Source organism: Methanohalophilus halophilus, from assembly GCF_001889405.1.
Lineage (GTDB): Archaea > Halobacteriota > Methanosarcinia > Methanosarcinales > Methanosarcinaceae > Methanohalophilus > Methanohalophilus halophilus.
In genome coordinates, this window is the sequence record NZ_CP017921.1 from 1974914 (window position 1) to 2001898 (window position 26985).

General features: G+C 41.2%; 25 protein-coding genes and 1 pseudogene. 10 read left to right on the plus strand and 16 right to left on the minus strand.

Annotated elements, in window-relative coordinates; all coding sequences use genetic code 11:
- Positions 1-17: 17 nt before the first annotated feature.
- Positions 18-461, minus strand: a complete 444-nt coding sequence (locus BHR79_RS10120; protein ID WP_072562191.1) for a hypothetical protein — start codon at positions 459-461, stop codon at positions 18-20.
- Here BHR79_RS10120 and BHR79_RS10125 point away from each other — a divergent pair.
- Positions 460-1140, plus strand: coding sequence for a hypothetical protein (locus BHR79_RS10125; protein WP_072562192.1), 681 nt, complete (start codon positions 460-462; stop codon positions 1138-1140). The two genes, BHR79_RS10120 and BHR79_RS10125, sit on opposite strands and share 2 nt — an antisense overlap.
- Positions 1141-1293: 153 nt before the next feature.
- Here BHR79_RS10125 and BHR79_RS10910 read toward each other — a convergent pair.
- A pseudogene (locus BHR79_RS10910) lies at positions 1294-1425 on the minus strand (IS5 family transposase); the annotation flags it as partial.
- Between the two features lie 254 nt (positions 1426-1679).
- On the minus strand, positions 1680-2192 hold the full coding sequence (locus tag BHR79_RS10130) for a type IV pilin (RefSeq protein WP_268765996.1): 513 nt from the start codon (positions 2190-2192) through the stop codon (positions 1680-1682).
- A 275-nt stretch (positions 2193-2467) separates the two neighbouring features.
- On the opposite strand from BHR79_RS10130, the gene BHR79_RS10135 reads away from it, so the two are divergent.
- Positions 2468-3124, plus strand: coding sequence for a cobalamin B12-binding domain-containing protein (locus BHR79_RS10135; protein ID WP_072562194.1), 657 nt, complete (start codon positions 2468-2470; stop codon positions 3122-3124).
- 15 nt (positions 3125-3139) lie between these two features.
- Positions 3140-3943 (plus strand): DUF1638 domain-containing protein, encoded by an 804-nt coding sequence (locus BHR79_RS10140; RefSeq protein ID WP_072562195.1) that lies wholly within the window; start codon positions 3140-3142, stop codon positions 3941-3943.
- Between the two features lie 115 nt (positions 3944-4058).
- Here the strand turns inward: BHR79_RS10140 and BHR79_RS10145 are convergent, their stop codons facing one another.
- A complete protein-coding gene (locus BHR79_RS10145) occupies positions 4059-6746 on the minus strand; it encodes a PAS domain-containing sensor histidine kinase (protein ID WP_072562196.1) in 2688 nt (895 codons plus the stop codon).
- Between the two features lie 493 nt (positions 6747-7239).
- On the minus strand, positions 7240-7875 hold the full coding sequence (locus tag BHR79_RS10150) for a hypothetical protein (protein ID WP_083433099.1): 636 nt from the start codon (positions 7873-7875) through the stop codon (positions 7240-7242).
- Positions 7876-7999: 124 nt separating this feature from the next.
- On the opposite strand from BHR79_RS10150, the gene BHR79_RS10155 reads away from it, so the two are divergent.
- On the plus strand, positions 8000-9421 hold the full coding sequence (locus tag BHR79_RS10155; protein ID WP_072562197.1) for a PAS domain-containing sensor histidine kinase: 1422 nt from the start codon (positions 8000-8002) through the stop codon (positions 9419-9421).
- A 178-nt stretch (positions 9422-9599) separates the two neighbouring features.
- On the plus strand, positions 9600-10889 hold the full coding sequence (locus tag BHR79_RS10160; RefSeq protein WP_091828974.1) for an ammonia-forming cytochrome c nitrite reductase subunit c552: 1290 nt from the start codon (positions 9600-9602) through the stop codon (positions 10887-10889).
- Between the two features lie 15 nt (positions 10890-10904).
- Here the strand turns inward: BHR79_RS10160 and BHR79_RS10165 are convergent, their stop codons facing one another.
- From BHR79_RS10165 to BHR79_RS10180, 4 genes are all read right to left on the minus strand, one after another.
- Positions 10905-11666: a succinate dehydrogenase/fumarate reductase iron-sulfur subunit gene (locus BHR79_RS10165; protein ID WP_072562199.1), complete on the minus strand. Its 762-nt coding sequence runs from the start codon at positions 11664-11666 to the stop codon at positions 10905-10907.
- Complete coding sequence (locus tag BHR79_RS10170; RefSeq protein ID WP_072562200.1) at positions 11666-13342, minus strand: FAD-dependent oxidoreductase; 1677 nt, start codon at positions 13340-13342, stop codon at positions 11666-11668. The genes BHR79_RS10165 and BHR79_RS10170 overlap by 1 nt, the downstream gene beginning before the upstream one ends.
- Positions 13329-14729 (minus strand): class II fumarate hydratase, encoded by a 1401-nt coding sequence (locus BHR79_RS10175; protein WP_072562394.1) that lies wholly within the window; start codon positions 14727-14729, stop codon positions 13329-13331. Before BHR79_RS10175 ends, BHR79_RS10170 begins: the two co-directional genes overlap by 14 nt.
- A gap of 138 nt (positions 14730-14867) precedes the next feature.
- Complete coding sequence (locus BHR79_RS10180) at positions 14868-15995, minus strand: DUF2117 family protein (protein ID WP_083433101.1); 1128 nt, start codon at positions 15993-15995, stop codon at positions 14868-14870.
- A gap of 168 nt (positions 15996-16163) precedes the next feature.
- On the opposite strand from BHR79_RS10180, the gene larA reads away from it, so the two are divergent.
- Positions 16164-17399, plus strand: coding sequence for a nickel-dependent lactate racemase (gene larA, locus BHR79_RS10185; RefSeq protein WP_072562202.1), 1236 nt, complete (start codon positions 16164-16166; stop codon positions 17397-17399).
- A 20-nt stretch (positions 17400-17419) separates the two neighbouring features.
- On the opposite strand, the gene BHR79_RS10190 is transcribed toward larA, so the two are convergent.
- On the minus strand, positions 17420-18244 hold the full coding sequence (locus BHR79_RS10190) for a molybdopterin synthase (RefSeq protein ID WP_072562203.1): 825 nt from the start codon (positions 18242-18244) through the stop codon (positions 17420-17422).
- A 111-nt stretch (positions 18245-18355) separates the two neighbouring features.
- On the opposite strand from BHR79_RS10190, the gene radC reads away from it, so the two are divergent.
- Genes radC through BHR79_RS10210 form a run of 4 tightly spaced genes read left to right on the plus strand, consistent with a single transcriptional unit; the run spans position 18356 to position 22292 of the window.
- Positions 18356-19045, plus strand: a complete 690-nt coding sequence (gene radC / locus BHR79_RS10195) for a RadC family protein (protein WP_072562204.1) — start codon at positions 18356-18358, stop codon at positions 19043-19045.
- 39 nt (positions 19046-19084) lie between these two features.
- Positions 19085-19996 carry a methanogenesis marker protein 11 gene (gene mmp11, locus BHR79_RS10200; protein WP_072562205.1) on the plus strand — a complete coding sequence of 304 codons (912 nt, stop codon included), beginning with the start codon at positions 19085-19087 and terminating at the stop codon, positions 19994-19996.
- Complete coding sequence (locus BHR79_RS10205; RefSeq protein WP_072562206.1) at positions 19993-21498, plus strand: thiamine pyrophosphate-dependent enzyme; 1506 nt, start codon at positions 19993-19995, stop codon at positions 21496-21498. The genes mmp11 and BHR79_RS10205 overlap by 4 nt, the downstream gene beginning before the upstream one ends.
- Before the next feature lie 11 nt (positions 21499-21509).
- Positions 21510-22292, plus strand: a complete 783-nt coding sequence (locus BHR79_RS10210; protein ID WP_072562207.1) for a nitrilase-related carbon-nitrogen hydrolase — start codon at positions 21510-21512, stop codon at positions 22290-22292.
- Positions 22293-22295: 3 nt separating this feature from the next.
- On the opposite strand, the gene BHR79_RS10215 is transcribed toward BHR79_RS10210, so the two are convergent.
- The 6 genes from BHR79_RS10215 to BHR79_RS10240 all read right to left on the minus strand — a co-directional run bounded on the left by BHR79_RS10215 (position 22296) and on the right by BHR79_RS10240 (position 26900).
- The gene (locus BHR79_RS10215) at positions 22296-23270 is read right to left on the minus strand and encodes a methanogenesis marker 12 protein (RefSeq protein WP_072562208.1); all 975 of its coding nucleotides are present in this window, start codon (positions 23268-23270) and stop codon (positions 22296-22298) included.
- Between the two features lie 8 nt (positions 23271-23278).
- Positions 23279-23605, minus strand: a complete 327-nt coding sequence (locus tag BHR79_RS10220) for a DUF2103 domain-containing protein (protein WP_072562395.1) — start codon at positions 23603-23605, stop codon at positions 23279-23281.
- Positions 23606-23643: 38 nt separating this feature from the next.
- The gene (locus tag BHR79_RS10225) at positions 23644-24081 is read right to left on the minus strand and encodes an ACT domain-containing protein (protein ID WP_072562209.1); all 438 of its coding nucleotides are present in this window, start codon (positions 24079-24081) and stop codon (positions 23644-23646) included.
- 49 nt (positions 24082-24130) lie between these two features.
- On the minus strand, positions 24131-25435 hold the full coding sequence (locus BHR79_RS10230) for a phenylacetate--CoA ligase family protein (protein WP_072562396.1): 1305 nt from the start codon (positions 25433-25435) through the stop codon (positions 24131-24133).
- Positions 25436-25503: 68 nt separating this feature from the next.
- Entirely contained in the window at positions 25504-26469 is a 966-nt protein-coding gene (locus tag BHR79_RS10235) for a DHH family phosphoesterase (RefSeq protein ID WP_072562210.1), read from the minus strand.
- A gap of 65 nt (positions 26470-26534) precedes the next feature.
- Positions 26535-26900, minus strand: coding sequence for a prefoldin subunit beta (locus tag BHR79_RS10240; protein ID WP_072562211.1), 366 nt, complete (start codon positions 26898-26900; stop codon positions 26535-26537).
- Between the last annotated feature and the right edge of the window lie 85 nt (positions 26901-26985).

A 26985-nucleotide genomic window follows, 5' to 3' on the forward strand; every position in this document is an offset into this window, starting at 1 on the left:
ACGCCCTTCATTATCTTTTAACTTGAGGCCTCTGAAATCTTGAGGTCTTTGAATATTTGTATCATTAGGAACCTTGACAATGAATTATAATAATCTCTTTTCGTTGCCTTCGAAATGTCTTTGGCCTGCAACCAAACATAAAATGGTTCACTATATTTAGTCCACACATCATTTAGTGATTCCGATGTAGTCTTATGACACTGATTATCTGTGAGAATCGCCATCTGACGAGCCTTTACACGGCGAGGATCCTGAGTTCGAATCTCAGCGGGCCCACCAGACTTTTTATCGTCTTCTGATATTGATTTTTCAAGATTGTTAAGCTTATTTTCCAGATATTCCACTCTTGTTTCAAGATCAGATTTGGTAGTTGGTTGTATAACTTCTATTTCACTACCAAAATCTTCGTCCAGCGAGATTATGAATAATGGAGTGCCTTTATCTTTTTGGAGAATAAACATGTACAAAATTATTGTCACACTTTCAATGTTGCTGATTCTTTTTACTAATATGGGGTCTGCAAATTTTGATGATATTGAATATGTAGATTATTATACAGATGAAAGGGCATTATCAGTTTATCTTGAATTAAAAAATGAGAAGATCTCAAGTTTCACAAATCCTGCTAGTAACATCTATGATCCAAATTTCATCAAAGTATACGGTGAACTCCCAGAGATTGAAAATACTGGCCAGTTAGTTTCATATATCTATACTTTGAGAGATATAAGAGCTAATTCATATGATAAAATTGGTCCCGATTTCTATCCTGAAGGAGATGTTGTGCTTTATGGATACAATACAGCAACCGGTTATTTTGCAATTGATCTTTACAGGAATGATAATAATACAACGTATTCTGATGAAGAAATAGAGAAGATATACAATATTGTAAAAGAAGAAGCAGACAAGAATGGGATAGAAAACATACCAGTTGTTTTTAGGCTTACAAACAATATTGATGTGGTTGGTTACTATGATGTGAATTTTGGACCCCTGGATGAGACTTTAGAAGATAATAAAGAAGCTAACATCAGCGATTCTAAGGACACTGGAGAAGATCGATCCACTCCTGGATTTGGAGCATTTTTATGTCTAATGATGTTAGCGTTTGTATTCTATAAAGATCGTTTATTGTAATACTATAAATGAAATAACGAATCGCTGTTGATGCTGGGAGGTGAAACCCCACTTTGGGAAGTGGAAATTCACATACTTCTAGGAGGAAGCAGCATATACTTGATCAAATAAAAACGGGCAGGTTCAAGCTTGTTGGAATCAGCCCGGTTTAAACTAAATAGTAAATTTGGGCTCTGTAGAAATCTTCGACCAGACAAAACATACAATCTTGACACATCTGTCAAGATTGTGCAATACCACTTTTAATTTCACTTCTTTTACTTGGTTTCTATATTTCCTGGCTGTGCAGGATTTGTTGTATCGCTTTTTGTGTAATTTTGAGACGGATTATTTTTACGGCGACTTAGTGTACACTCTTCGACTGCAGTGAGGATGTAGGATAACTTTCCCTTCTGGAGAAATATTAAAACCGGAATTCTTTGAATGATAGAAAGATAATATTGTACACTTAAAGAATATCAGGTAATCAATTATCAGATGCTGAAGATAAAAGATAACAAGCGCTTAAATTATTATCTCAAAAAGAGGAAAAATTGAAATTATAGTTGGAGCTTTTTATCCAGCAGTATTTGATTTGAATAGGCACCTATAATCTGCAAACGCCATTGACCCGAAGGATCGAAATATTCTACACCTCCTTCTGTCACTCTTACCTTATCATTTGTTATCCAAAAATTCCCGTCATAATGATTAAAATAGAAGATATAAAATTTTTCGGCTGTTTCGACTTCTTTCCCTGTCATGTATATCGAATTTATAACTTCATGCCTTTCACCAGCGGGGTCGAACAGATATATTTCAGTGCCTTTTATCCCACTATGCGTTCCCTCCTCATATTCCTGGGATAACTGGTCTCCTGCGGTTTTTTGTAAAATGACAATAGGAATCTCTGGTTCTTCATTATTGATTCCCGTTTCAGTTGTTGCTTCAAATGCAGCGAAAGATGGTTTTTGGAGGTCTGTTACATCGGAACTCAAAAATTGAGATCCAACGATTGCTGCCAGTATTATTGTAATTATCAACATGAGAATAATACCAACGGCAGGTGCAATTCCATCATCCTATTGTGAAGGAAACAAACTGGTAGGCTTTATCATATGAAAAGAAATACAATTATAATTTATATATTTATTGATATTAGTAAACTGCAGTATACTGTTATTTCTTGTTTTTTACTTTAAAGATATATTGATTATTTTTATATCTTAGAATCCAGAAAAAAATCCTTATCCTGTATTCCTTCCTATGCAAAACCACACCATACTTTTGCACAACATGTAAACAGCGTTATATGTTACAATGTACATTTATTATGTAAGGGAGATGCATGACATCAGAAGAAGAAATTCTCGGGCAATTATACAAATCCTTTATAGAAAACAATGAAAAAGGAGTATACAGGGCCATTGATAAGTGGTTTGAAAGGGACTATGGGGAAAAACAACTCCTATTCAAACTTATTGAAGCTCAGGAGGAGATTGCCAGAAGATTTGAAGAAAATGAATGTTTCCTTGCCGATTTAATGAAGTCAACAACCATTCTTCAAAAATCCAACAAGCTCATTACTGAAAAAATGGCCAACGAAGGTATTGTTTCTAAAAACAAGCCAACTGTAGTCATAGGAACTGTAAAAAATGACACGCATGATCTGGGAAAAAATATTGCTGCATGCAGGCTTCAAATTGCAGGGTTCAAGGTAATTGATCTGGGCAGGGATCTGCATACATCAGAAATTGTTGATGCTACAATTAAGAATAAAGCCGCCATACTTGCAGTGTCATCAATGACAAGCATCACAATGGGCCACCTCAGGGAAATAGTTGAGCTGCTAAAAGAAAAAGGATACAGAGAAAATGTAAAAATAATGGTCAGCGGTGCTCCGGTAACACAGGAATACGCTGATAGGATAGGGGCAGATGCGTATGTAAGGACTGCATCAGAAGCCGTGGAAACTGCTGAAAATTTTATAAATCAGAAAAACTGAAAAGGAGACGAAATCATGCCATCACTATACATTGTTTCCTGTCGCATGTTTGAGGATGAACTGGTACACATATTTGAGGAAGAAAAAAATATTGACCTTCTAATTGTTGAAAATGAAAATACAGAAGGTATCGAAAATAAACTAAATGAACATTCCATAAAATACAAAAAAATATCACCGGAAAATATTGATAGAAATCCAGGCAAAAAGGAAGATTTCATTGTTGTATTGCATCTTCTGGAATTTGCACTGGATGCCGAACCTTCACTTCTCAAAGATAAAGTCTACAGGACTATTGAGGAAAACGGAAAATACTTTGATGGCATCCTTGTTTTTTACGGCCTGTGTGGCAATGTTCTTGGTTCACTCGAAGAAGATTTTGCCTACCTCAATATTCCAGTACGAATTCTCAAGGATGCTTACGGAAATGTAGTAGACGACTGTATATGTGCTGCATTCGGCAACAGGGAATCCTACATGGAAGCAATGCAGGGAGATGAAAGAGGAGAAGGGACATACTTCCTTACACCAATGCAGGCAGCTAACTGGAGAGAAATGCTTGTCCTCGCAAAACTTACACCTGATCCCAACGATATTGAAATGACTAAAACTGTTTTTGATTATTCCGGCTATAAAAATGTAGGGAAAGTCGACACAGGTTTGCACTATGAGAAGGATTTCGAAAACACAGTTGAAGAATTTGCTACACTCTTTGGTTTCAAAAAACGTATATTTACCGGTTCCACGAAAATTACTGATCAGAATTATCATTCAATAAAGAATGATATACTTAAAAAAAGTGGACAGTTCGAAATCTAAATACCAAATATATCTCTGAATTTCAAATTGGACTGGTTCGTTGCCGGAGAAATAATCTATCAGCTGAAAAATTCGTTATCTTTGCCAGTCATTTCACCTCTTATAGGATGATTGCTTAATTAAAAGGAATCGTGAATGTAAAGGTACTTCCTTTTCCGACTTCACTCTCCACCCATATATTCCCTTCATGCATCTCCACGTATTTATTCACAAGTGCAAGACCCAGGCCAGTACCACCAAAGTTTCTGTTAGCAGATGAATCGACTTGTTTGAAGGGATCAAATATACTTTTTTGTTTATCCTCGGGGATGCCAATTCCAGTATCTGAAACTGATATTTGGGCAGTGTTATCAACAGTGTTCAAATAAACCTTTACTTCTCCTTTTTCATGTGTGAATTTGATTGCATTACTGAGTAAATTATGCAGGATTTGTTTGAATTTTCCCCTATCAGCACACATTTCAGAAATTTTAGAATTATTGATAAATCGGATGTCAATAGATTTTTTCATTGCCAGAGGTTTGATCAATCCTATAACATTCTCTATATTTTCTGGTAAATTAACCCTTTCAGGTTCATAATCCATCTTACCGGCTTCAACTTTTGAAATATCAAGAATGTCATTTATTAGTTCTAGTAAATGCTCCCCACTGTTGAGAATGTTATGCGAATATATTAACTCCTTTTCATCCAGATTACCAGAAGGATTTTGATCCAGGATTTGTGAAAAACCAATTATGGAATTAAGAGGTGTTCTTAATTCGTGACTCATATTTGCAAGGAATTCTGATTTGGTACGATTTGTTTCTTCTGCAAGTATTTTTGACTTTATAAGTGCATTTTCAGCCATTTTGCGATCCGTAATGTCAATATGAGTGCCTGTCATCCTTATGGGTTTTTGGCCGTCTTTACTCCATTCAACAACACGCCCACGGTCTTCTACCCACATCCAATAGTCATTCTTATGTTTCATACGCAATTGGCACTCATAGAATTCGGTTTCACCTGCAAAATGTTTATTTAACAATTCTTCAGCCCGCTTGTAATCGCTGGGATGAGTCAGATCAATCCATGTCTGGATATTGACAGGTGCAAGTTCGTCAAGTGCGTATCCAACGATTTCAGCCCATCTTTCATCAAAATATGCCTCGCCTGTCTGCACATACCAATCCCAAATCCCTGCCTGGGTACCCTTTAATGCAAGATCCAGTCTATCTTCACTTTGCTTAACTTTTGCTTGCGCTAATTTACGGTTGGTTATATCCTGAACGTGGACGAGATAACCATCTATACAATCCATACATAATGCAGATATTTTCACATTTACATGGATGATACCTGAACGACTTGTATTATACAAACCTAGATTTTTGACCAGTTCAAAATCAAAGATGGTCTCATACTCAACCGTTTCACCTGCAAGCAACTGTTCTCTTGTGTAAGCAGGTAAATTTGGGTCATCAAAAAGATTGAATCCTTGTACCTCTGCAATATCAGATATACCAAAAAGTTTCAAACAGGAAGTATTCACATCGACTAAATGTCCTTCAGAATTGTAAATTTCAATGGGAATCGGAGATTCTGAATAAATTTCCCTGAATCTTTTTTCACTTTTGGTTAATGCTATTTCCATAGATTTACGTTCAGTAATATCCAAAATACTGATTAGTACACGGGGTTCCTCTTCATCTATATGCAGAAGGGAGGTCGAAATAAGAAATGTCAATTCTTTTTCTTTCCCCCCTACAGAAAATGGAAGCGTGGCTTCCACCATATCATGGGGATTACCTGTTTCAAAAGTGTCCAACACTGTATTTTTAACAGTACATTCGTCACAGAAAGGACCATATCCACAACCCTTTGGGTCATCAAGATGATGGACACATCTTAAGGTTTCACCAGCCCTTACACCTATCAGATTGCTTGCAGAGGAGTTGGCGAATTTTGATCCATAGTCGTTTATTTTTCTAATTCTCCCCTCTTTATCCACTAACAACATAATTAGAGGAGCATTTTTGTATATCGCTGCAAGTTCATCTTCACTTTTTATTAGTTTTTCTTCCGCAAGTTTACGCTCAGTTATATCATATGATATGCCAATTATACCCGTCATATCTCCATTATCATCTATAATTGGAGTATTGGTCACGTGAGCAAGAAATTCCGTTCCGTCGGTTCTATATACTTCAAACTCTCCCTTCCAGCTTTTACCTTGCGACAGGTTAGTCATTATTTCTCTGGCTTGTTCCCTTGTGGCTGTTGCAGGAGTGACGTTTACAATATTTGATCCTTTAACTTCTTCAAGGCTGCACCCATACAAATACTCAGCTGCTTTATTCATATACTCGATATAACCTGCAGAATCGGTGGCAATAACAGCTTCCCCCACAGAATTCAACATATGAGTCTGTTTTTTTACCTCTTCTTCGGCAAGTTTGCGCTCGGTTATATCTATGTGTTGCAATAGGACACTTGTGGGAATAGCTTTTGAAAGAGGCGTGGCTTTCATCAAAAACCAGCGCTTTTTTTCAGGGCTGTGGCACGGGTATTCGAGATTGAAAGTTCTTTTTCTCCCATAGATAACGTCCTTTATGCCTTCTAATGCAATTTTAGCTTCATCCGAGTGTTCACCGGTTGCTTTTTCGCATACATTCAGATAATTGATACCTTCACTGCACTTTTCCGGGCTTAAACCATTATCTTTTGCAAATTGCTTCCAGCTCTTATTGGCATAGGATATTATTCCATCTGGAGAAATTATTGCTATATTATCTTCCCATAAATCAAATAATTCCTTATTCAAAGAATCCCCATTGGTTGTTTTAGTAAGAATAAAATGTACTTTTATGTTAAAGAAGCAAATATTCAGTGAAATGAGTTGTCAAATTATATAGTATTTCTGCATATATTATAAAAAATTACATATCCAAATACTTTGATAATTTATTTTATGTACATTGTAAATATAATAATGCTTATTCAAAAGTATCTGTGAATACATCAGTATTTTCATTACCCTTCGGTTCAAAGTATATTTCTGGAAATTGCATCTGATAGAACTGGCTCTGTCTTTTCCTTGTGAAAATTTGTAAAAATGCATGATTGCAATATCAGAGTGAAGTGAAATAGAAAAAGGAAGTACTTTACATTTACAATGCCTTTTGATAAATCCATGAACTAACCCTTACTAAACCCCCAAATAAACCGTCTGCTTTCCTACATTTGCAAGTGATATTGCAGGTTTGATAGTTCTGGATTCCAGTAACCTGAAATCCAGCCACTTTTCCCTGTCAATATCAAGAGGAGAAATTATCCACATATGATTTTGTTTGTTTTATATAAGGGGTTATGTACCGTAACAAAAATGGAATTAAAACAATTGCTACTACAATATTACCCAAAAACCAGCCTTCAAAAGCTGTAAAGAATTCAGCCCATGTGATCATCCCATCCAGAAACAGCGTATAGGAACCCCATAGAGCACCGACAAAATTGTTGATAAAGACACCAAAAACAAGGAATACAAGGAAATCTCTTTTCGTTTTTAAGCCGATGTCAGCCTTGAAGTAAGCAAAAGCAGCCAGTGGGATCAATACCTGCCATAAATCAGCAAAAGACCATATTATGTTAAGCTTCAGAGGCATACTCGCCAGGATTCCGGCACCAACCATACAGCCCAGATATGCAGAAAGAGCTCCCCATATTCCATACCACAGGGCAAAAACAATCATAAAAGAAACTGCAAAGTAAAGTCCAGAAACCCCCGGTGCAAGTTCCACAGGAGATTTTACCACTGCAAATCTTGACAAAAGGGCATTGACCAGAGTAAGGAAGAGAAAAATATTAACATAGGTTGATAGCGAATCAATGCTGTATTGTACAGCTTTTCTTTCTTCACCAAAAACAACAGGTATAACTTCACATCCTGACAACTAACTATTTATGATGCAAATGTATAAAAGATGCTTAATATATTACATAATAACTTCACACATATAAAAACCCTGCCTTGATTTTAGGTAAATACACAATCCCTAGCTTCCCGGAAAGAAAAAGATGGATGATAAAAATTACATTGATAATCCAGATCCCCTTCGATTAAAAGAATGGTTCAAAAAGCCATATTCTGTAACTGTTACTACTATCTTAATATTTATTCTCGTTCTCTACCCCACTTGGGTTTATGTTGCAAACTGGTTTGAAAACGTCTCTGCAAACGGGCTTGCATCAGGTGATGTGTCTTTTATCAAAGCCCTTTCTTTCATAATGATGCTCCTGGCCACAAATATAACTCATATGGTACTCAGCAAGCATTTGAGTCTTTCGAAGACTGTAAAAGAACAGGAACACAAAATCGATCTTAGTGAAAGGAAATTCCAGACATTTATCGAAAATGTACCTAATGTAGCGGTCCAGGGATTTAATCCCCATTACAAAGTGCACTACTGGAACTCTGCAAGTGAAAAGATGTATGGGTACCAAAAAGAAGAGGCAATTGGTAAAGATATGACCGAACTTGTAATTCCTGCTGAAAACAGGAATGTTTTCATTAATATTATTAATACCACACAAGAAGGCGGAAACCGTGCAAAATCATGGGAAACTACATTCCTGAACAAAAAACGAGACGAGATTCCAGTATTTTCAAGTTATTCAACTGTGCAGGTGCCTGAAAACAATCTTGAGATATTTTCCATGGAAATTGATCTGACCGAAAGGAAAAGAATGGAAAGGGAACTCATAAACGCAAAAAAGAAGGCAGAGGCTTCAAATGATGCAAAAAGTAACTTTCTGGCCAATATGAGCCATGAGCTGCGGACCCCTTTGAATTCAATAATAGGTTTTTCTGATTTGTTATCCAGTAATCATGCTGGTTCTTTAAATGAAAAACAAATCAAATATGCTCAGAATATATCTGTAAGTGGCAATCATCTTCTCGGAATCATCAATGACATATTGGATATATCAAAAGCAGAAGCCGGTAAATTGGACCTGCAATATGAGAATATTCAGGTACTCCGGATGCTTCAGGAAATTGTAGAGATAATGAAACCTACAGCAGCTGAGCGAAGAATTACAATCCACACCGAAATAGACCCAAATGTTGAGACTATTGAAGCAGATAGTGGAAAATTGAAACAGATAATCTATAATCTTGCAGGCAATGCAATAAAGTTCTGTTATGACAACGGAAACGTCACAATAAAAGTCAAGCGAAGGGAAAATTCAATCACATTTGAAATTGAAGATGATGGTATCGGTATAAAAGAAGAAGATTTAGATAAATTGTTCAAGCCTTTCAGCCAGCTCGATGAAACCACTAAAAAAGAATATGAAGGCACAGGATTAGGTTTATCCCTTGTAAAAAAACTGGTTGAGTTACATGGTGGAAAGGTGTGGGTAAAAAGTCAATACGGCAAATACTGTATATTCGGATTCAACCTTCCCCTAATCCCCGATGATAAAAATCTACAATAAGGAGTGAAATCCCAAGGGCTGGAACCTAAAAATATCAAAAGGATTTCTTAAGGGAATAATTTCTAAAACCCTACACTACGTTAATACTACAAATCGCAACAAAGAGTATACTTTTACCCGATTATACTAAATACAATCATAGCCATATTTTCTATAGAGATTAACGTGGGGGTATTAGTTGATCAAAATTATAGTTGTAACACTAACTTTGTTATTATCAGTAGGTATGGCAGGTGCCTGGCAACCGGAAACTTGTAAAGGTTGCCACATTGAGCAATATGAGATATGGAACTCTTCTGCCCATGCAGAATCCTTAAAATCTGCAGGTGGATCGGTTGTTGATATTGAAAGTTGCACGGAATGCCACGTTGAGTCTTCAATAAAAAAAGCTTGGGGAAGGGAAGATGTGGAAGCCACAATTGAACCAATCACCTGTGAAGTTTGCCATCTTCCCCCGGATGAAGGTTATGATGCCCATCTGGACACTCCATCTGCTCATATCCCGGAAGTTACCCTTTCTGCTGAAATGTGTGGGAATTGCCATAAAGATTCCCACCATCCGATCATCGAGGAATGGGATGAATATAACACTGAAAGCTTTGACATGGAGTCCATGGCAAGTCATTCCGAACCCACTGATGTGGCGGAACCCTTCATCCTGAACAGGGATAACTCTTGTGTCTCATGTAAGAGCACCGATGGGGCCATTCCCTCCTTAGAAGATGAAAGTATCTATGGATTGAACCTGAACGATGTTCCACAGCCTGAATATGTAGAAGAGTGGCGCATAACCTGTGTTGCCTGTCATGAACCGCATTCCGCTGAGTACCGTATAGAAGGGTCTTTACTCTGTGGTAACTGCCATAACGGTATGGGTGCCACGGCAGATGGAATGACTACGGAAATCCGGCATCCCAACTGGGAAATGTATAACGATTCCATCTATAACACAGGCAACCATCCTGAGACCGGGTGTGTGGATTGCCATATGGCTTCAAAGGAATACAATGACACCACACATGAAACAGCCGTGACCGGGCATACCTTCGATTACGAACCCGAGCTGCTATTCAGTTCCGAATCATCCAGTGAATGTTATGATTGCCATGATGAAGAGTTTGCAAAAGTTATTGAAACAAAACAGGACTTGATTGCCGAAAGGATTGAAGAACTTAAAACTGTACAGAACAACTCCAGTGTTGCTCTGGAAAATCTCAATGGTACGGCTTCCTATGAATCAAACCTTGAGGACTACAACAATGCAGTCTTTTACATGCATTTTGTTGAAGAGGACGGAAGTCTTGGCATTCACAACATGGAAAAGGCCAATGAATACCTGGACAAATCAGACAAATTATTCAATTCTGTAATCGAAACTGAAGAGCCGGTTGAGCAACCCGGTTTTGAAGCAATCGTTGCAGTCTTTGGTCTGATGTTTATGTTCTGGATAGCAAGGAAAAGGGATTGAATTATCCCTTCACTTTTAATTTTCTTTATTCTTTTCGATTTCCTCTCTGAGCGCCTTAATTCCCAGTGTAGGTGGAACTTTTTTCGGGCAGACTGCCACACATTTATAGACAAGGTCACAACCCCAAACACCGGATTCTGAATCAACAAAATTCAGTCTCTCCTGTCGGCTGGCATTATCCTCCCGTGGATCGAGATGCATACGCCAGGCTTTGGCAAGAGTTGCCGGGCTGAGGTATGTATCATCTCTCGCAGCCACCGGACATGCACCGTGACAACAGGCACACAGGATACAGTTGGTATACTTCTCAATCTGTTCCCGCAGATCCGGATCCATCAGGTTACCACCTTCGGGATGTTCTTCAGGAGAACTTATCCAGGGCTTGATAGAATCCACCAGATTATAGAAGGAATCCATGTCCACAATAAGGTCACGAATTACATCCAGGTTGGCCAGGGGTTCAATTAAGATAACTTCATTTTCTTCTTCTGATTTCTGACCTGCTACAAATATGTCGCCTGAACCTTCTCTGGTATTTTCTTTTTTAGCAATACCCACCTGTGTCCTGCAGGCAAGCCGGGGAACCCTGTTGATAAGCATTCCACAACTTCCACATACTGCACCCCGGCAGGCATATCTGAAGCACAGACTGCCATCCATATGTTCCTGCACATAGAAGAGGGCCTCCAGTACCGTCATCCCGGGAGTTTCTTTCGTCTCGAAAGTATCATACCACTCCCTGCTTTCATCCTGGCGCTTGATTTTCAGGTAAACCATCAGTATTCCCTCCTCATTGGCTTAAACTGTGTTATCGTCACATCTTTGTATTCCAGTTTCGGACCGCCGTCCTTCATATAAGCAAGAGTGTGTTTGAGCCAGTTCTCATCATCCCTTTCTAGGAAATCAGTCCTGTAATGGGCACCCCTGCTTTCCTCTCGAACCAGTGCACCTTCAGTGATAACCCGGGCAATATCCAGCATTCCTTTTACTTCAAGTACATTCATCAATTCCATATTGAATGTCTTGACCCTGCTTTTCACATGGATATTTTCACCCCGTTTTTCCAGGGCCTTCACATTTGCAAGCCCGGTTTCAAGATCTTCACGATTACGATAAACACCCACATACTTCTGCATGGTCTGTCTTAATTCATCCTTTACATCGGCAAAACTTTCCCCGCCGTCACCCATCATAGAATCAATATTGGATCTTTCTTCCGCAAGACTTTCATTGAGGCTATCTTCAGAAGGCATAGCAATGTTTTTCACAGCATTGGCCGCATGTTCCCCTGCCCTTTTTCCAAATACAATTGTATCAAGTAATGAATTACCTCCCAATCGGTTTGCCCCATGCACACTGATACAGGCACATTCCCCAATTGCGTACAATCCATTTAGCGGCGTCAATCCATCTTTGCCAGAAGAGATGCCTCCCATGGAATAATGATGGCCCGGCTGTACGGGTATAGGTTCCGTGATCGGATCAACTCCGGCAAAATCAATACATATCTGACGAATACCACCCAGTCGCTCATTGATCAGTTCCTTACCCAGATGGGTAATATCAAGCTGTACATATCCTCCGGTAAAGCCCCGCCCTTCATCGATCTCGGTCTGGATGGAACGTGCAACGATATCCCTGGGAGCCAGTTCCATGGATTCAGGTGCATATTTATCCATGAATCTTTCATGATCTTTGTTGTAGAGGTAGCCTCCTTCCCCCCTTACACCCTCGGTTATCAGTATATTGGTACCCCACAGAGTAGTTGGATGGAATTGTACAAATTCCATGTCCTGAATGGGAACTCCGGCGCGATAGCCCAGACTTATTCCAAAACCTGTATTGATTATGGAGTTCGTGGAACGCTGGTATATACGCCCGTAACCGCCTGTTGCAAGTATAACTGCTTTGGCCCTGAAAGTTTCCAGTTCAGAATCAAGCAAATTGAGTGCCACAAAGCCGGTGCACCTATTGCTATCTGTGGCCAGGCGGGTTACCATCCACTCATTGTAGACCCTAACCCCGGCCCTTAATACCTGTTCATACAGGGTATGCAGCAGGTTATGGCCCGTCCTGTCCCCTGCATAACATGTCCTGGGAAAGCCGGCACCTCCGAAAGGGCGCTGGGCTATTTTCCCATCTCCAGTGCGTGAAAACAGTGTCCCCCAATTTTCCATTTCATAAACTCTTTCGGGGGCTTCCTTGCAAAGGATTTCTACTGTATCCTGGTCTGCAAGGTAATCACTCCCTTTTACTGTATCATAGGCATGACTGTCCCAGCTGTCATCGGTACCTATGGATGCATTTATCCCACCCTGTGCAGCTACGGAATGACTGCGAATAGGTGGAACCTTGGAGATAACTGCCACGTCAGCCCCTTGTCTTTTGGCCTCAAGGCCAGCCCGGAGACCGGATAAACCTCCTCCTATCACTATAATGTCATGTTCTCTCATTTCCTTGCCCCGTCATATTAAGTGGATTCAACAATTTATCAATTTCATCTTTTGAAAGGTTCAAATCCTTTCTTTCTACTACTTCACGTATGGTACTGTTTGTCCTGTATGCTTCATATGTGATTTCCGCAGCCCTTTCATAACCGATCATAGGTGCCAGTGAAGTTCCCAGTGCAAGGCTGGATTCTGCCATTCTTGAACAATGCTCCACATTGACAGTTAATCCTTTGAGACAACGGTTGTTAAAAGAGTCAACCCCTCCTGCCAGAATTGTTATCGAATTAAGAATATTATGGGCAAGCACAGGTGTAAATACGTTCAATTCACATTGTCCCCCCTGTGCTGCCATCATTATGGAGGTATCATTTCCAACTATCTGGAAACACACCATGTTAAGCATCTCTGCCATCACAGGGTTTACCTTACCTGGCATGATCGATGAGCCTGGCTGTACTGCCGGCAGCATGATTTCCCCGAAACCGGTGCGTGGACCGCTGGATAATAACCTGAGATCATTTGCAAGTTTGATGAGATCCACTGCAATACCCTTTAGAGCCGCCGATGTGCCCAGAATAGCCCCTGCACCCTGTGTGGCTTCAAAGGGATTTTGCGATAACATGAAATCAATCCCTGTGATGTGGTTCATTTCCTGAATCGCTATGTCACCAAACCCTTCAGGAGTATTGAGGCCTGTGCCTGTAGCCGTACCCCCCATATTGAGCTCCTTCAAATCCTTCAATGTATTTTCCAGTCGTAGTATTCCCAGCTCCAGCATTTTTGAATAGCCGCTGAATTCCTGTCCCAGAGTCACTGGGACTGCATCCTGCAGATGGGTTCTGCCGGGTTTTACCACCCTGATATGCTCTTTGGCCTTTGCATCAAGTTCATACTGCAGGGTTTCCAGCACAGGCAGAAGTTCATTTATTATCATTTCAGTGGCAGCGATATGGATTGCCGTATGAGTTGTATCATTGGAGGACTGGGACATATTAACATGATCATTGGGATGGATCACATCATAGCGACCCTTATGGTAACCCAGGATCTCAAGAGCCCGGTTGGCAATGACTTCGTTGGCATTCATATTCTGGGACGTACCAGCACCTGATTGGAAAGCATCCAGCACGAAATGGTCATCAAATCTTCCACTTCGCACCTCCTGAGCGGCTTTGTAGATTGCATCACCCAGATTACGGTCAAGTTTGCCGGCTTTCATATTGGCTTTTGCAGCCGCCATTTTGATCGCAGCCTGTGCCCTGATAAAAGCAGGAGGCAGTCTCTGTTCACTTACCCTGAAATTTATCACAGCACGGGCGGTTTGGGGACCATAATAAACATCATCTGGAACCTCCACCTCCCCCATTGTGTCTTTTTCAACCCTAACCATTGTATCACCTGTAAAGGACATTTTATACACCGGCTTTACGTCATTTCAAACCGGCAATTCCAAAACCCCCTAATAAAAATAAAATATCTTCAGTAATAAGTGTATTTAACTATCTGGAAATGCCCAGAGGGATAAAGATTAATAATTATATTCCAGAGGGTGGAAGATCACATGTCTTATGTGAGATTTTGCCAGACCAAGAATCTGTTCTTCCAGATAAGATTTTGAGGGAAATTCGGGGTTGGATGTAGAAAAAAACGCTTCCTTTATTTTTTCTCCTACTATATCGTCACAACCGCTTTCAACCTGTATTATCGTAGAACCTTCGCAATATTCATTTTCAGCAAGCACATTATCCCTGTCACCATCAGTAATTCCTATCAAGGGTATTTCCAGACGTTTCAGGATGCTTCCTGCAATCACCGTGGTATCATCCCCAACTGAGATTATCAGATCCGCTTTCCTTGCCAGTTCGAATGTCCTTTCCGCTTCATGATTAATCAGTACAGCCCGACAGGACTGGGGCTTATGAACATCAATTCTTTCCCGGTTCATTGATTCCAGAACAGGTGTGCGGCGTAGATTTCCACTTTTTATCCACGCAGTTTCAGGGTCAATCCTACCGATGTATGAAGTAAGTTTTTCCACACCATGTTTTTTCAATTGCCCGCCTTTGATTGCAGTAATAATTCCCTCCTCAAATATTAATTCCACATCCTCATTATTGGCGTAACCGATTACAAGACCGTTGACCATAATTGATTCTCCGGGCAGGACCCCGGAAATATTGCGTATCGTTCTATGGCCGTTTTTTTTGATAGATGGCTGTCTTGCAGTTTCTGGGTACACCAGTGGCATACCCAATTTCCTGCATAGCCAGTATACATCGGGAGTTACATCTTTTCCCCTGTGAATAACTTTCCCGTCCGAATTACCGGGTCTTTCAACCTGTACAAGTGGGACTTCAATATCCACCCTATCCGCTACCAGATTTCCAAAAACAGTCCCGCTTTCAATTGTTTTTCCATGGTTTAGTAGGAATACGCAGTCACACTCTTTTCCAAGTTCAGTAATCGCCTCACTGGGTTTGCTCAAACTCCAGATGTCGATCACCTCTTCAAGAAAGGAATCCAGCACGGCCAGTTTACACATCGTCCCGGCGGCTACAGCATACACATCTGCTCTTGCTGAAAGAAGTTGTATTATGTTTCCGGCCCAGCCACTGTCTATTATTTCCGGGCCGTGTATTATTATTCCATATTTCATCCTGTCATCCTTGTACTTAATGTCTCATAGTTGAAGATAAATTTATATCTTATCGATTCAAACCCTCATTCTGACAAAAGTCGGTCTATTCTGAGTAATATCCATCACCTCCATTTTACCGTCATATGCGACTTTTGTCTTCATTGCAAATAGATGAGGACCGACAAAATGCCCGTGATCACTGTGCCCTATGGTAACGAAAGTATTGATATCAACATTCCGGATTCCAATATGGGTGATATCCTTATGCCCTGTGAAATGGAAGTAGAATCCACTCCGGAGGTACTTGTAAAAAATGCCCTTGCAAATCCGGTAAACAGCAAGAAACTTTCCGAAATAGCGACTGCAGAATCCAGTGTAGTTATCATTGTCAGTGATATAACCCGCCCATCCCCTTCTTCAACAATGCTCCCACTCCTTTTTGAAGAATTAAAATCCGGAGGATGCACCGAAGAAAATGTAACGGTGGTCTGTGCCCTGGGACTTCATCGCCAACAGACTGAAGAAGAGATTAAAAAAATACTTGGACCACTTTATGGAAAAGTCAGGTTTGTTGAACATGATAAAGAGAATTGTGTAAAGGTGGGAACAACTTCCAGAGGGACTCCGGTAGAAATATTCAAAGAAGTTTATGAGTCCGATATAATAGTGTGTACCGGTAATATTGAATTCCACTATTATGCAGGTTACAGTGGAGGGGCAAAAGCGATCCTTCCCGGAGTGAGTTCAAATAATTCTGTTATTACAAACCATAAGATGATGACTCTTGAAGAGGCAACCACCGGCAATATCGACAGTCCTGTAAGACAGGATATGGAGGAAGCGGCCCAAATATTCGGCCCGGATTTTTTACTCAATGTGGTCCTCAACAGCAAAAAGGAAATAGTCCAGGCAGTAGCCGGTGATATTATAGATGCCCACCGAAAAGGAGTTGACTGTGTGGATAAAATGTACAAGGTGGAAGTGGAACCTGCAGATGTTGTCATTACAGCAACCGATGTCTCAAAAGGGATGAACCTCTATCAGGCTTACAAACCGCTGGATAATGCAAAAAACGCTGTTATTGATGGAGGCACCATCCTGCTTGCAGCCCCCTGCAGGGAAGGGTTTGGTCATGAAATATTTGAGCGCTGGAGTCGACAATGCAGTTGTCCTCTGGAAACAATTGAAAAATTCGACTCAGATTTTGAGTTTGGGGCTCATAAAGCGGCATTTATCGCACAGCTTGCAATGAAACATGATCTGCTCATGTATTCAGAAATGCCTGAAAAAGATGTACAGGATGTATTTTTCAGACCTGTAACAGATATCCAGCAGGCAATTGATTCAATCATTACAAAAAATCCGGCCGTGAGAATCCATTTCATGCCTCATGGCCAGAGTACCTTACCTATTGAAAAATAAAAAAATTAAATCCGGCTGACTCAAGCGTGATCATGTACCCAGAAATCACCTTCCATGGTGACTTCTTTTTTCCATATGGGCACCTCTGACTTTATTCTTTCAATCGCATCACTCAAGGCTTTAAACAACTCCTGCCTGTGGGCCGATGCTACAACAATGTACACAATATCCTCTCCCCTCATGAGCCGGCCACTTTTGTGATGGATTAGTACTTCAATAATTCCTTCTTTTTGTTTGAGGTCGTTACATATCTTTTCTATACGCTCATCAGCAACTGTCTCATATTTCTCAAATTCAAGCATTTTTGTGCTGATATCATCTGTCTCCCCTCTTACCACACCTGTAAAAGTACCGATACTTCCAGTCAGAGGAAATTCAGGTATATTACGTATTTTGTTAATCATACTGTCCAGGGTTACGATTTCGGATGTTTGTTGTACAATTCCTGCAACTTCGTCCATATCCCAGTCCGAACAAGGAGCAAGCCTGAGTACAACGTTCCCTGCTTTCTCTTTCATTTCTCCCAGCATTATTTTGGGCAAATCACTATTTGTAGCGCCTTCCACGATTGCGTACTCCATCCCCCTGCCAGCAAGGACTTCAAGAGCTTCATCCAGGCCTCCCCCGCGTTGAATAGAAATCAAACCCTCCTCGGAGACCGCAGTCACGTTTTCAGCGCCAGAATCGAAATGTTTACCCGTATCTTTTTCGGGGGAATCAAAGCGATGGTCATGCATGATCTTTACAGTACCAACTTTGCCCTTCAAAGCAAGTTTTTCAACCAGCCTGCAAACAAACGTTGTCTTGCCGGTATTTTTGTAACCAATAACAGCTACGGCTTTCATAATTATGGCATGGAATTATAAGTATAAGTAGGCATTGGATTGGCTGACATAATTTGATAATTAAGAAATATTACGAATTATTTATATATAAGATGATTATTTATCTAATGTATGGATGAGCAGAAATTAAGGGTACAGGATATGCCCCAGGAGGACAGGCCAAGGGAGAGAATTGCAAAATATGGGCCCTCAAGCCTTTCCAATACGGAATTGCTTGCAATAATCCTGCGAACCGGAACGGCAAAGGAAAATGTGATCAATCTGTGCAGCCGTATTTTTGCAAATTATTCTATCAAAAATTTGAGTCAGGCCAATATCACAAAACTGACCGAAATCCATGGAGTCGGGATTGCAAAGGCTTCCCAGATCTCTGCTATATTCGAACTGGCTCGCAGACTTGAAAAACATTCAGATGAGCCGCTGCCACGCATCCGTTCCCCGGATGATGTGTACAAACTCCTGTATCCCCAGTTGAGGTGCCAGAAAAAGGAACATCTTACAACCCTTCACCTTGATACCAAAAACCAGGTCCTGCGTGAAGAAGTGGTATCAATAGGCAGTCTCAATGCCAATATTGTTCATCCAAGGGAAGTATTCAAATCAGCCCTTCTGGAATCAGCAGCCTCTGTAATTCTTACACACAATCATCCATCGGGAGATCCCACACCAAGCAGGGAAGATATAAACGTTACCCGTAAACTCGTTGATGGCGGGAAAATACTCGGAATTGATGTACTGGATCATGTGATAATCGGGGAAGGAAAATTTGTGAGTTTGAAGGATGAAGGATATATTTCCTGACAAAAGATTTAAAGCATTTTCCGACAATTATCCAGCCGAATGAAAGAGATAGAACTTGATGAACCGTACTCGATTCCCTACAGGGCAATCTATGCCATATGTGATGAAACGGATGAATGTGCGGAAATAATTGAACATAGTAACTGTTATGGCGGTGCTGCATGGGCCAGGCACCATTATTCCCACTCACCTATTGTCCGGCAGGTAAGGACACTGGGAAATATGACTCGCTATCTTGTAAAAACCGGTAATGTACCCCTTGAACTAAAGCCATCGTCTGCAGCTGCAGGTATTGAAGCAGTGGAAGTCAAAGATAATGAGGTTGCAATTACCTATGCCGGACTGGGTGGCGGTGGTGTAGGTGCCACGCGTTGTCGCGCACAGGCAGCCGGGGTTGTGCGTTCTGAAACCACTCCCTCAGGAGGAGGAAAAGCGGCAAAAGGTACCATCGTTGTCCCCAGACGCAAGCGTGTACTGGTAGGAATTGATGATACTGACACCAAAGAAACAGGTGCTACCTGGTGTCTGACCCACAACATCGCAAAAGAACTGGATTGTGCGGAATGTGTGTACCTCTCCCACTCCCTTGTGCAACTTTTCCCTGTATCCGCAAGAACCCAGAACTGTGTTTCAACAGTACTGGAATTTGGATGTGTGGATGAAAAGGCACAGAATGCACTACTTGAAAATATTCGCAGTGCACTGGAAAAGTACAGTGTATCCCGGGATACGGGAATGGTTTTCCTTGACTCTTTTAATGCTTCCAGTATTAAAGAATACAGCAAATTGTGCAGGTCTGCTGAGCTGACCTATGAGTTTGCAATGGAGTATGCTGAAAATCATGGTGTGGATGTCTGGATGGATGGTAAAGGTGTAATAGGTGCCCTTGCTGCCCTACCCTGGTTTGCAAGACCTGATGATTCGGTAATAATGGATGCTGAACTTCCATGAATGAACGTCAAATAAGCGGCAAAGATGTGATATTAAAGGCTGCCAGCCTGCTGGAAGTTAAACTGGTCAGTGCGGTTGCCGGCTATCCTGTTACTTCCATTGTAGACCTTTTCAGGAATGACGATTTTTGGGCAGACAATACTTTCTGGATGATTAATGAAAAGGTGGCTCTTGAAACTGCCCTGGGAGCCTCGATTGACGGACGCAGGTCTTTTGTCCTGACAAAACATGTGGGCATGAATGTACTATGTGACCCTCTGGTTACATCCGCCACCCATACAATCGGTGCAGGTTTAGTGATAATCGCAGGGGACGACCCCGGTGCCAAAGCTTCCCAGAATGAACAGGACTCACGCTATTTCGGACCTCTTGCCGAAGTACCTGTCTTTGATCCTGCAACTCCTGAAAAGCTGTTTGCTACATTGGCAGAAGCGATCGAACTTTCGGAAAAGGCAAGTGTTCCCATAATAGTCAGAGTGACTGCCCGTCTTCTGGATTCATTTTGTGGAAATGCTGCTGCATTCCAGCCAAAAAAGACTGTAATGCCACCTGAATTTGACAGGTCTGTATGGGAATATACTATGAAAGGCAAGCATCAGCGTTTCCACTCAATGACATACCCTTTAATGGAAGATTATTCCCAATCACAGGATTGCCTGTGTCATACCAATACAAAAAAAACAGGCATTATTTCCTCAGGTTATTCTACCTCCCTTGTGGAAAATATCATTGAAGAAAGTAGCTCCAATATTTCACATCTGGCTCTGGACATGGTTTATCCACTGCCGATTAAAAAATTGAAAGAATTCATTGATCACCATGAATATGTGCTTGTGGCTGAGGAAACAGAAGATTATATAGAATCTCATATTTCAGTCGAAGACACCATAAAGGGCAAATCCACAGGACATATACCCCATGGTAAAATAGAAAAAGAACATATACTGCATGCTCTTGAAAATATCGAAAAAACACATATGGATAAAGTGACCAAACCCGAGACTATTAAAGAGAGAGGGGCGCGATCTATCTGTGATACATGCCCTTACCTACCTCTCTACAGGGTGCTTGGTACAATAGATAAACCAATTGCAGGGGACATGGGTTGTTCCATATTAAGCACTTCTGCACCCCTACAGGCCGTGGATGCAGGTTTTGCACTTGGTTCTGCCATATCGGTTGCCTGTGGTTTCAAAGGAAAAGGTATTGCAGTCATCGGGGATTTCGGCCTGGCACATACAGGAATACAGGGATTGATCAATGCAAAATCCAACAGTTTTGACCTTCTGGTTATTATACTGCAAAATGATGTTGCAGCTATGACGGGAGGACAGGATGTACCGGACCTTACAAATATTCTTGAAGCACTTCATGATGACATTGAAGTGGTGGATTTTGCAGAAAAAATCAAAGAAAACGAATTACAGGCCCTTCTGATGGAAAAAATGGAAAAAAAGGGAATATCCATAATACTTGCAAAGGGTACCTGTCCCAAATACTGAGGAGATACTTTATGGTAAAAGTTGCCTGTATCCAGATGGACGTTGAGCATTGTAATAAGAAAACAAACATTGAAAGAGCCATTGCTATGGGAAATCGGGCCCTTGCTATGGGCGCAGAAATAATTGTGTTCCCGGAAGTGTTTTCCACAGGTTTCTGTTATGAACAGATGGATAAACTAGCCGAAAAGCCACCCTACCCCACAATAGGACAACTTGCGGATTTTTCAAAAAAAAATAAATGCATCCTTATCGGTTCAATCGTGGAAGAGCTGGATACTGAAACCAAACCCTATGCCAATCTTGGGTTCTGTATTGAAAACGGTATAATTCGGAGAACTTATCACAAAATTCACCCCTTCGGGGAAGAAAAAGGCCACTTCACGCCGGGTGATTCCATTCATCCTATAAAGCTTGAAAATATATGTATCGGATTGGAAATATGTTATGAGATAAGGTTTCCTGAAGTTGCACGCAAACTTGTGCTTGAAGGAGCCGACTTACTGGTGACTATTGCACAATTTCCCGACCCCCGGGGTAATCACTGGAGAATCCTGGGTCCTGCCAGGGCAGTGGAAAACCAGATTCCTCATGTGATGTGTAACCGCACAGGAGAAGACCCGACCAAATCGTTCCCGGGAAGTTCCATGATAATTGATGCCCTGGGAAATACCCTTGCAGATTCCGGCCGCGATGAATGCATAATCATGGCAGACATCGACCTCTCACTTGCCAAAGAACTATCCAATAAAATACCTGTACTGGATGACCGTAGGGAAGACCTGTATTCCAATTGAGATTCAGATCCTGACTTCGATACCCAGGATTTGCTTTTTACCTTTTGCAATATCCCTGGCCATACGGGCACATCCAGTAGCTGCACTCCATTTACCCAGAATCCAGGGTTTCATATCCAGATGGTGGTATATTTTTTCCACAAGAGAATCCACTTCTGCCATAGAGCCTGCAAGAAAAAGACAATCACATGTTGAATAATCCTTTAGCAGGACTTTCATGGCTTCAATTTCCATGGATGCAAAAAGAGCAAGAGTATCAATTGCAAATTTTGCCTGATCTTCGTTATCTTTTAATCCATCAAGCAAATATGCAGTGTTTTTATAAGATGTATTTTTCAGCACACCGCTGTTCATGAACGCCTCATTTGCACCACATATTCCGGCATCAACCTGCCTTATTGCTTCAAGATCAAGAGGCCCGTGTACGGTCCCAGGTGCAAAAATACAGGCATCAAGGGCACCTACGACCTCCCCGTTTGCAACAGCCAGAGTTACAGTGTTTGAACTGATATCTGATACAATGAAATTATTAATGCCCCTGGATAATGCATCATAGGCAATTCCAAGTTTTTCAGGGCTTGTGGAATGAGAAAATACGTTCATTCGAGGATCCGTATGACTGTGTGAATGTATCCCCGGTATTACAACTGCGGGGATTTTAGCATTCTTGATAGTATCAAATACCAAAGTCCCTGCACCTGTTTTTTTACCGACTCCTTCAATACTTCTTACCCCACGATTCTGGACATCCTGTATATCCATAATATTGACAATTCCATCTCCCATAGAATAAGTCAGGGCAATCATCTCAATCTGTTCGGTCTTTATATTGAATTCCTTTTCAATCAAATCAAGAATTTCACTGCCGTTCATTTCCTTCATGTCTGTTCGGGGAACTTCAAAATAGAAGAAATTTCCATGTTTATCAAGAGCTGCGAAACGCATTGCATTTGTGCCGTGATCAATACCCAGATACATACACGGGATCACTCCATAAACATTGCATTTAATTCCTGCATTATTCTTTCCCCCTCTTCTTCTTTCCCAACGCTTGTAACGATTCTTACTTCCTGGGAAGAAGTACCATGTGTCAGGAGAGCCCTCAAATTGCCTCTACTATCCGGACGAAGAATTTTCACATCTATCTTCCCCCCGGGTGCACTCTTACCTTTAACAGTAATTACTGAAGGGATTATTCTTTTGACATCTGGATGATCACTGATTATTTTGAGCAGTTTCTTGCCATGTCTGCCACCTATGATAGTGGAATGCGAACCTCCCAGCTTGCTCTGTAAGGTCGAATTAGGAGTCATATATAGGAGCCGTGTTTTTACTTTCAAAAAAAGAAAGATCAAATGCTTTGCACATCACTCATATCCAGCAATGGAATTCCTTCTTCATAAAGCGTTTCAACAGCGGTTTTCAAATCATTAACCCGTATTATGAGGAACGCTTTTTCTGTTTTTGTTACAAAAGCGTAAGCATAATCAATGTTGACACCTTTTTTGCCAAGTACCTCTGCTATTGTTGCAAGCTGGCCGGGTACATCTTCCATTTGTATACCCAGGACATCTGTTTCGGAGACTGTAAAACCTGCATCATGCAAGACACGATGTGCTTTTTCCGGCTTGTCTACTACCATCCTTATAATTCCGAAATCGCCTGCTTCAGCGATAGTAAATGCTCTTATATTGACGGATGCCTCTTTGAAACTGGATGCAATATTTGCAAGGCGGCCTGGCTTATTCTCTGCAAAGAGTGATATCTGTTTGATAAATTTCTCATCCATGGAATCATCAACCTGTGGTGTTATAATCTATAAATTACCCTGAAATTCTTTATAGCTTTCTATTATCGATTACCTTTTTGGATTTACCAATAGACCGCGGAATTGTCCCATGTTCTACCAGTTCGACACCAACAGAAAGATTGAGCACACTCTTTAGAGCAGAGGCAACTTTTTTCTCCAGGGAGATTATGTCGTTGACCTTATCACTAAAGGCTTCATCATTCATTTCAATCTGTATTTTCATTGTATCCATTTCATTGATACGATCTACATGTATCATGAAATGCTCTCCAACTTCGGGTATCTTCATAAGCACGGATTCTACCTGTCCTGGGAATACATTGATTCCACGGATAATCAGCATATCATCCACACGTCCGGTAACCCTCATTATTCTGGGATGTGTACGTCCGCATTCACAGGGTTGCTTGTTCAGGATTGTATAATCTCCTATCCTGTATCGTATAAGAGGCAGGGCTTCTTTTGTAAGAGTGGTTATTACAAGTTCTCCCCTTTGGCCTTCAGGCAGGGCATCTCCAGTTTCAGGATCAATTATTTCCACAATAAACTGGTCGCCCCAGATATGAATTCCGTCCTGGCAAGTACATTCAGTAAAAAGTGGCCCACTGAGTTCAGAGGTGCCAAACACATCATAAGCCTTGATACCTGTAGCGTCTTCCATACGCTTGCGCATTTCCTCAGTCCAGGGTTCGGCTCCGAATATACCGGTTTTCAGACCGGTATCCTCCTGGAAGTCAATACCCTTATCCTTTGCTTCTTCTGCCATGTAAAGGAAATAAGAAGGAGTACATGCAAGCGTTGTGGTACCGAGATCCTGCATCAATTCAAGCTGTTTATCGGTGTTACCAACACTAATAGGCAGGACGGTGGAACCCACTTCTTCAGCACCATAATGCAGTCCGAGCCCGCCTGTAAAAAGGCCGTATCCGTAACTTACCTGAAGGACATCCCCCCGGCCTACACCAATTGAGGTTAATGCTCTTCCCAGGGATTTAGCCCACTCATGAATGTCATTTTTGGTATAACCCACAACCGTAGGTTTTCCAGTAGTACCTGAAGAAACATGATAGCGTACAAGCTGAGTATCAGGTACACAAAACATTCCTTTAGGATAATTGTCCCTGAGGTCCTGTTTATAGGTAAACGGAAGTTTTTGCAGATCATCCAGGGTCTTGATATCTTCCGGTTTCACTCCGGCTTCATCAAAACGTTTTTTGTAAAAAGGAGAGTGAGTATAGACATAGTCTACAAGATGGCGCAGCCGCTCCTCCTGAATCTGTTCCAGCTCATCAAGGGGCATTCTTTCAATCTGTGGGTTCCAGTATTCGATCATGTTATCACATAACAGCCATTTTGTCATGTACAAAGTACATCATTATCTATGGTATTTGAAATTAAGATTTATAAACTAGACGGATTCTTCTTGTTCCGGAGAACTTCAATAACCTTTTGTTTGCAGGCCCAAAGTATCTCTTCCATATCGGCAACTACATCGATACCCGCAGCACCTGCATGCCCTCCACCTGTGCCATTGTAATCAGCACTCACATCTTCCATAATCTGACCCAGGTTTACTCCGGCATTTACAGCATCTCGCTTTGCCCTTCCGCTAACCCGAATAGAGTTTTCTTTCACCGTACCTACAAATGCAACATCAGCACCTATATTGATCAGCATTGAAGAGGCAGAACCTCCAAAGGAGCTTACATGTGAAGTAGCCACAAGCCAGCTTTCCACTCTTTCAATTTCCGCACGATTGGCCGTCTTCAGCATGGCAATACGCATAGAAACATCCTGTGGAGTGGAAGCCATCAGCTCCAGTACTTCCGCATATTCAACACCACTACTTTCAATGATATTAGAAAATGTACGGAACGTATCACTAGTTGCATGTTTGAAATGTCCGGTATCGGTCACAATCCCTGTCATGAGCCCCACAGCGGTACGGTTCATAATAGGGGCACCCATGCATTTCAGTACATCATAAACTATTTCTGCAACAGATGTTTTATTGCGGTGCAGATAAAATGCTGCATTTTCTGTAAGAGCGGTTGTTGCGTGGTGATCAATCACGCCATAGTGACATAATTCAATATCATTTAACTGTGCAATTGTTGAAGTATCTACTACAACCGTAAGATCGTAGGCTTCGGGGTTTGGGTCTTCCACAACATCAATCTCAAGTTTGTCAACCAGCAAAGAAGCAACACGATTACAACCATCAACCAGCCCTACTTTGCCCCCAATAGCTTCAGATAGAGCAAAGGCACTGCTTATGGCATCGGGATCAGCATTGCGATGACATAGATACAGGATATTATGGTAGTCAAGAAGTTTGTTGTAGAATCCCTCTTCATCTACTTTCATTTCAACCTCTACCTATCACTACCCGCAATTGTGCCGGCAAATGATAGTTGGCAGGCAGGTCAGGCTCACTGTGCCTGATAACCGCCCTGGGTACCCATAGCCTGTTTGACCTGTTCCTGAAGCTGGTTGAAACGTTTGGAGATGCGTTCTTCCTGACGAGAAATAGACTGCAATCTCAGGGAAAGAGTTTCATTTCTCTCTTTGAGTTTTTCAATAGCATCATCCTTGGTAGTACGTATCTGCATATCCCCAACAGTCCTGTAGACAACTGCATCGCCGGATAACTGTTCAAGTTCTTCAAGAGCGTTTTCCGTTTCTTTCAGTGTACTTTCGATCTGGTTTTTTTGCATAGCAAGTGTCTGGGCCTGTTGTTGAACCTGCTGCAACTGTGCCAGCTGGTTCTGGACCTGTGGGGGTAGTTCTGAACTCATTTTAGTTTCACCTGAGCATCCAATAAACCTAAAATGATTTTAATGTTTCTATGGTTCATCTATCTTGAAAAGATGTCTGCAGTTG

What these genes read in the sequence shown, in the direction of transcription:
- larA (WP_072562202.1), top strand. Translation starts at nt 16,164, where the DNA reads ATGCCCGTGATCACTGTGCCCTATGGTAACGAAAGTATTGATATCAAC.
- BHR79_RS10180 (WP_083433101.1), bottom strand. Translation starts at nt 15,995, where the DNA reads ATGAAATATGGAATAATAATACACGGCCCGGAAATAATAGACAGTGGC.
- BHR79_RS10215 (WP_072562208.1), bottom strand. Translation starts at nt 23,270, where the DNA reads ATGTATCTGGGTATTGATCACGGCACAAATGCAATGCGTTTCGCAGCT.
- BHR79_RS10240 (WP_072562211.1), bottom strand. Translation starts at nt 26,900, where the DNA reads ATGAGTTCAGAACTACCCCCACAGGTCCAGAACCAGCTGGCACAGTTG.
- BHR79_RS10235 (WP_072562210.1), bottom strand. Translation starts at nt 26,469, where the DNA reads ATGAAAGTAGATGAAGAGGGATTCTACAACAAACTTCTTGACTACCAT.
- BHR79_RS10230 (WP_072562396.1), bottom strand. Translation starts at nt 25,435, where the DNA reads ATGATCGAATACTGGAACCCACAGATTGAAAGAATGCCCCTTGATGAG.
- radC (WP_072562204.1), top strand. Translation starts at nt 18,356, where the DNA reads ATGGATGAGCAGAAATTAAGGGTACAGGATATGCCCCAGGAGGACAGG.
- BHR79_RS10135 (WP_072562194.1), top strand. Translation starts at nt 2,468, where the DNA reads ATGACATCAGAAGAAGAAATTCTCGGGCAATTATACAAATCCTTTATA.
- BHR79_RS10155 (WP_072562197.1), top strand. Translation starts at nt 8,000, where the DNA reads ATGGATGATAAAAATTACATTGATAATCCAGATCCCCTTCGATTAAAA.
- BHR79_RS10170 (WP_072562200.1), bottom strand. Translation starts at nt 13,342, where the DNA reads ATGAGAGAACATGACATTATAGTGATAGGAGGAGGTTTATCCGGTCTC.
- BHR79_RS10190 (WP_072562203.1), bottom strand. Translation starts at nt 18,244, where the DNA reads ATGAAAGCCGTAGCTGTTATTGGTTACAAAAATACCGGCAAGACAACG.
- BHR79_RS10165 (WP_072562199.1), bottom strand. Translation starts at nt 11,666, where the DNA reads ATGGTTTACCTGAAAATCAAGCGCCAGGATGAAAGCAGGGAGTGGTAT.
- BHR79_RS10205 (WP_072562206.1), top strand. Translation starts at nt 19,993, where the DNA reads ATGAATGAACGTCAAATAAGCGGCAAAGATGTGATATTAAAGGCTGCC.
- mmp11 (WP_072562205.1), top strand. Translation starts at nt 19,085, where the DNA reads ATGAAAGAGATAGAACTTGATGAACCGTACTCGATTCCCTACAGGGCA.
- BHR79_RS10210 (WP_072562207.1), top strand. Translation starts at nt 21,510, where the DNA reads ATGGTAAAAGTTGCCTGTATCCAGATGGACGTTGAGCATTGTAATAAG.
- BHR79_RS10225 (WP_072562209.1), bottom strand. Translation starts at nt 24,081, where the DNA reads ATGGATGAGAAATTTATCAAACAGATATCACTCTTTGCAGAGAATAAG.
- BHR79_RS10140 (WP_072562195.1), top strand. Translation starts at nt 3,140, where the DNA reads ATGCCATCACTATACATTGTTTCCTGTCGCATGTTTGAGGATGAACTG.
- BHR79_RS10220 (WP_072562395.1), bottom strand. Translation starts at nt 23,605, where the DNA reads ATGACTCCTAATTCGACCTTACAGAGCAAGCTGGGAGGTTCGCATTCC.
- BHR79_RS10125 (WP_072562192.1), top strand. Translation starts at nt 460, where the DNA reads ATGTACAAAATTATTGTCACACTTTCAATGTTGCTGATTCTTTTTACT.
- BHR79_RS10120 (WP_072562191.1), bottom strand. Translation starts at nt 461, where the DNA reads ATGTTTATTCTCCAAAAAGATAAAGGCACTCCATTATTCATAATCTCG.
- BHR79_RS10175 (WP_072562394.1), bottom strand. Translation starts at nt 14,729, where the DNA reads ATGGTTAGGGTTGAAAAAGACACAATGGGGGAGGTGGAGGTTCCAGAT.